This window comes from Apibacter mensalis, assembly GCF_001418685.1.
Taxonomy (GTDB): Bacteria; Bacteroidota; Bacteroidia; order Flavobacteriales; family Weeksellaceae; genus Apibacter; species Apibacter mensalis.
This window is the reverse complement of the sequence record NZ_LIVM01000026.1, coordinates 1-4625: the sequence shown is the minus strand read 5'-3', so window position 1 is coordinate 4625 and position 4625 is coordinate 1. Positions and strand designations below refer to the sequence as shown.

The 4625-nt window shown below is 37.4% G+C and carries 3 protein-coding genes; all 3 read left to right on the top strand.

Translation table 11 applies throughout. From position 1 onward, the window contains the following. A partial coding sequence (locus tag ASC36_RS10865) for a phage baseplate assembly protein V (RefSeq protein WP_221400592.1) occupies window positions 1-1019 on the top strand: 1019 nt, incomplete at its 5' end. A 28-nt stretch (window positions 1020-1047) separates the two neighbouring features. Further along, the gene (locus ASC36_RS10165) at window positions 1048-2367 is read left to right on the top strand and encodes a hypothetical protein (protein WP_055426381.1); all 1320 of its coding nucleotides are present in this window, start codon (window positions 1048-1050) and stop codon (window positions 2365-2367) included. Between the two features lie 21 nt (window positions 2368-2388). Next, window positions 2389-4625 (top strand): DUF6531 domain-containing protein (locus ASC36_RS10160; protein ID WP_221400591.1); only part of this gene is annotated, 2237 nt, incomplete at its 3' end.

Here is a 4625-nt window from a genome sequence, read left to right as displayed (position 1 = left end):
CCTTATTGGAAAAAGGTACGGTTGAAGTGAGCCAAGCTGTGGAAAGACAAAAGCTTAAACGCCGGCACGTGTTGTTTTTAGAAGCTAAGACCAATAATCCTAATTTACGTTTGGGAGACATCGTGAAGCTCAAAGCCTGGATGCCTAAAAGTGGGCTGTTTAAGGACGGAGAAGTTCCTTTGGAGCAGTACAAGATCATAGAAGTCACCCATTATCAAGACATTACCGAAGGTTATTACAATGAATTGGTAGGAATACCTGTCCATAACATCGTTCCGGAATATATGGACGAAGATGCTCTGCCGCTATGCGAAGAGCAATCGGCCATAGTGACCGATAACAACGATCCGCAAGGAATGAGCAGAATACGAGTACAATTTCCCTGGCAGAAGCCCTTTAATGGAATGACCCCGTGGATCCGCTCCATTACTCCCTATGCAGGGAAAGGAAAGGGTATGCACATTGTACCGGAGATAGGCGAAGAGGTGATCGTTACTTTTGAGAACGGAAATGCCGAAAAGCCGGTGAGCTTGGGTGCCATGTTCAACGGGGAAGCTAAATCCGGACATGGGGGTGCCGGAAATTATATGAAAGGCTTGCAAACGGCCGCAGGGTCTAATCTTACCTTTAATGACAAAGAAGGCTCCATGACGTTGGCAGATCAAATACCGGCAAAATTAGTCATGGATGGTGCGGGAGAAACCGCTTTAGATTCTAGAGACAGAATAATTATTACCTGTGGAGAATCCAGCATAGAGCTTAAAAAAGATGGTAAAATCTTAATTAAAGGCAAAGAAATTAAAATAGAAGGAGAAGACAAAATCGAAACTGAGACCAAATCACACACAACAACAGGAATAGAGTCAGTAAAAACCATAAGTGATACTATCATTAAAAAAGAAGCTCCTAAGGTAACCATAGAAGCCGAAGGACAAGTAGAAATAAAATCGGGACAAACCATTGAGGTAGCATCCACAATATCAAATATTAAAGGATCCGATTCAGTCAACCTTAATTAAACTAACTTATTAAATTAATGTTGGTATTATGAACAATGAACATAACCCTATTGCTCTACGGATAAACCGAATACAGCAGAAATGGAAAGATAAAATACAAGGAAAAAATTATAAAGTGGTACGTTTTTTATTAGAGGATGAAGATGATTTACCTCTTATAAACGGTTTTTATAAGCTGGAATCTTCCATATACCGAAGTATTGACGAAGTCTTAGTTGTAATGTTAACAGATTTTGTCAATAGTAATGAATACTCGTACCTATTAGCTAAGGATTGGATTGGTGAATATGAAAAAAATCTAAGTAAACATCCTAACCTTCCCTGGAAAGAATTTTCAGAATATAAAGAGAAACTCCAACAAGCAAATCCTGAACAACTTCAAGGGCGTCTTTTAATTGACCTGCTCTCCAGTTATCAAAAGTGTATGCCCAATCAAACAGAAAACTTAAGGATAGGAATAATTCCCAGAAAAATAAGCAGTTATCAGGATTTTGCAAAATGGATTGAAAAGTTTGCCATGCAATTACCTCAAGGTATAGGAATAGTACTGACTGATTATACTCAAAACTTGTATTACTCAAGATTGATGAATAATTCAAACTTTAGCGGTTGCTCCTTAACAGTAGAAAGTCAAAATATGAAAGATGCTTATGAGGAACTGATTAAAAGCGGAAATCCTGCTGACCCGCAAGTAAAATTTAATACTTGTATGTTGGAAATGGGTAAAAAAGCATCTGAACAAAATAAGAAAGGAGTATACCATTGGGGAAAAAAATTACTTGAGATAGGACAATCCACAGCAGATAAAAGCATCTGGGCATCGGCACATCTGATATTTGCCGGTTTTTTGTTCGGATTTAAAGACGTTAATATTCACCCCTTATTAGATAAAGGAATTGCCATTTGTCAATCACAATTAAAGAATAATGATACTTCTTCGTTAAGTATTCTATTACAATTATATAATTACAAAGCCTCTTATTACAGTATAGAAAACAAACCCGCTAAGGCTTGGGAATGCTTTATTAAAAGTACAGAAGAGGCCATGCATCATCAACATATAATGGAAGCCATAAGCAGTTGTAAAAATGCCATAATCGTAGCTGAAAAACACTTCATGAAATCAGATATGAATTATTACATGGAAAACGGTTTTTTTAAAAAAGTATATTCGCAGGGTGATGAATTTATTAAAGCAACCGAGTTCAACTTCATTGCTAACTATTATTTAAGCAATTCTCGCATCCTGACCCAAAAAGAATATCAAACGATTAATGAACGTATGGTAAATCTTTATGGACATAAGTGGAGGCATCAAGCCTATTCTAAATTACAAGCCTCTCCCTAATTGAACTAAAATACAAAAAAAATGTTACTTACAGATAATCATTTTACCCCGGTATTAGGTATCGATATACACTTCACCACTCTTCCTCCATTCAATCCATTTCATCCCTATATAGGAATTGTCATGGATCCTATGGATTACGTTCCTTTTGTAGGAGCTACCGTACAAATTAATGGACAAAAAAGAGGCGTTTCCGATACAAACGGAATAATACTTACCCTAAAGCATATACCTCTTTTTACTCCTCCTTGGGTTATGACACCGATTATTGGACATCAATCCATGAATTTTTTTGCCTCAAAAAACGTATATGCTGAAAGCACTCGTCTGAGCCCTAAAGGGCATATGCTTATGACTTGTAACGATATTGGCATACCGCTTTCTTTGCAGCCCGGAAAGAAAAAGTTTTGGAAACTCACCCCTACTCTTTTTGCCCCTACTTCTTATTCCTTACCTATTTCATTTGGTCCTAAAGTGAATGTGGGGGGGCCCTATCCTCCGGACTGGGGAGGAATACTAAGCGGCTTGGCCATGAGCTTTGGCTTTGGTGCAATTATGAAAGGCTTAGGTAAAGGCTTAAAAAAAACTAAAAATCTCATTACTAAATTCAATCACAACTTAAAAGCAAAAAAAGGTCCTAATAAGTTGAGTAATGTTTTATGCCAATTGGGGTTTGAGCCTGTTAATTTAGTCAGCGGTGCAGTGGTTTATGAAGGTACCGATTTTTCCCTGCCGGGAATTATTCCCTTGGAATGGAAACGAGCTTGGTATTCGGATTCAGACTATCTTGGCCCCTTGGGGCATGGGGTGCATGCAAATTACGATCTGGATATTGAAGTATTTCCTGAAGAAAAAGTAATACTCGTGCGAGTTGAGGACGGGAGAATAATAGAATTTCCTCTGCTCGAAAAAGACGAAGATTTTTACTTAAGAGAGGAAAAAATGACATTATTGAGAAAGAAAAACGGTTTTGAAGTTTTTTTTCACTCCAACCAGGAAACCTATTTTTATGAGCATAGAATTTCTCAAGTCCACTATAAACTTAGTAAAATACAAAATTCTGCCGGTTTTTTTCTCCAATTCAAGTATTCTTTTGGTATCCTTTCAGAAATAATTGACACTGCTCAAAGAAAAATAAGAATCTACAATAACGAAAAAAAAATAACTCGTATTGCTCTGGTAAGAGAAGACATTAATACGGAAGAAACCCTGGTGGAATATCAGTATGATGGCAACGATAATATGAATGCTATCACAGATAGCCGTAACCAAACTACTCGTATACAATATAAAGGCTATTTAATGGTTAAAAAAACCGACCGTAACGGACAATCTTTTTATTGGAAATACAACGGAGATGCCGTGGGCGCAAAATGCATTCACACATGGGGAGACGGAGGCTTACAGGAAGGTAGCATAGAATATTACCCTCAAAAAGGATATAATTGCGTAACCGATTCACAAGGAGCAAAAACTCTTTATTACTATACTCCCGAGCAATTGGTGACTCAGATACAAGATCCGCTGGGAAACGCTCGTTTTTTTCATTATACCGAGTTCATGGAATTATATAGAGAAATAGATGAAGAGGGCAACTGTACCGGATACAGCTATGACGAGCGAGGAAACCAAACCGCTATTACTTATGCTGACGGCAGTCAACAAATTTTTATGTATGACAAAAAAGACCGCCTCTCTCTGGTTATTTCTCCCGAAGGTCATAAAAAATCGTATGTATATAAAAAACAAAGTTCCTTGCTCCATGCCATCATTGAACCGGATGACCGGTATACGGTGTTTCATTATAACGAGAAAAACCTGTTATCTGAAATTAGTCATAACGGCAATTCTCTATTTTTAGAATACGACCAACAACACAATCTTATTTCATTATCTGACAAGAATAAACAAACTACTGAATGGAGTTATGATTTTCGAGGAAATGTAACTCGAATAAAAAATGCACAAGGCATCAATCAACATTTTCGATACGATGAGCTCTCAAGAGTCATTTCTGTACGCTGTGAAGACCAAGAAACCCATTTTCGTTACAATGCCTACGAAGAAATTATCGAGGCTCTTGAGGGGAATAAAAAAGTATCGTTCCAATATACTCCTTTGGGAAGTCTGATTATGAGAGAACAGAACGGAAAGAAAGTTCAATTTTCTTATGACAAAATGGAGCGCATCAAAGAAGTTCGAAACGCAAAGAATGAAATCTACCAATTCATTAGAAATCCCAGGGGCGATATCAACCG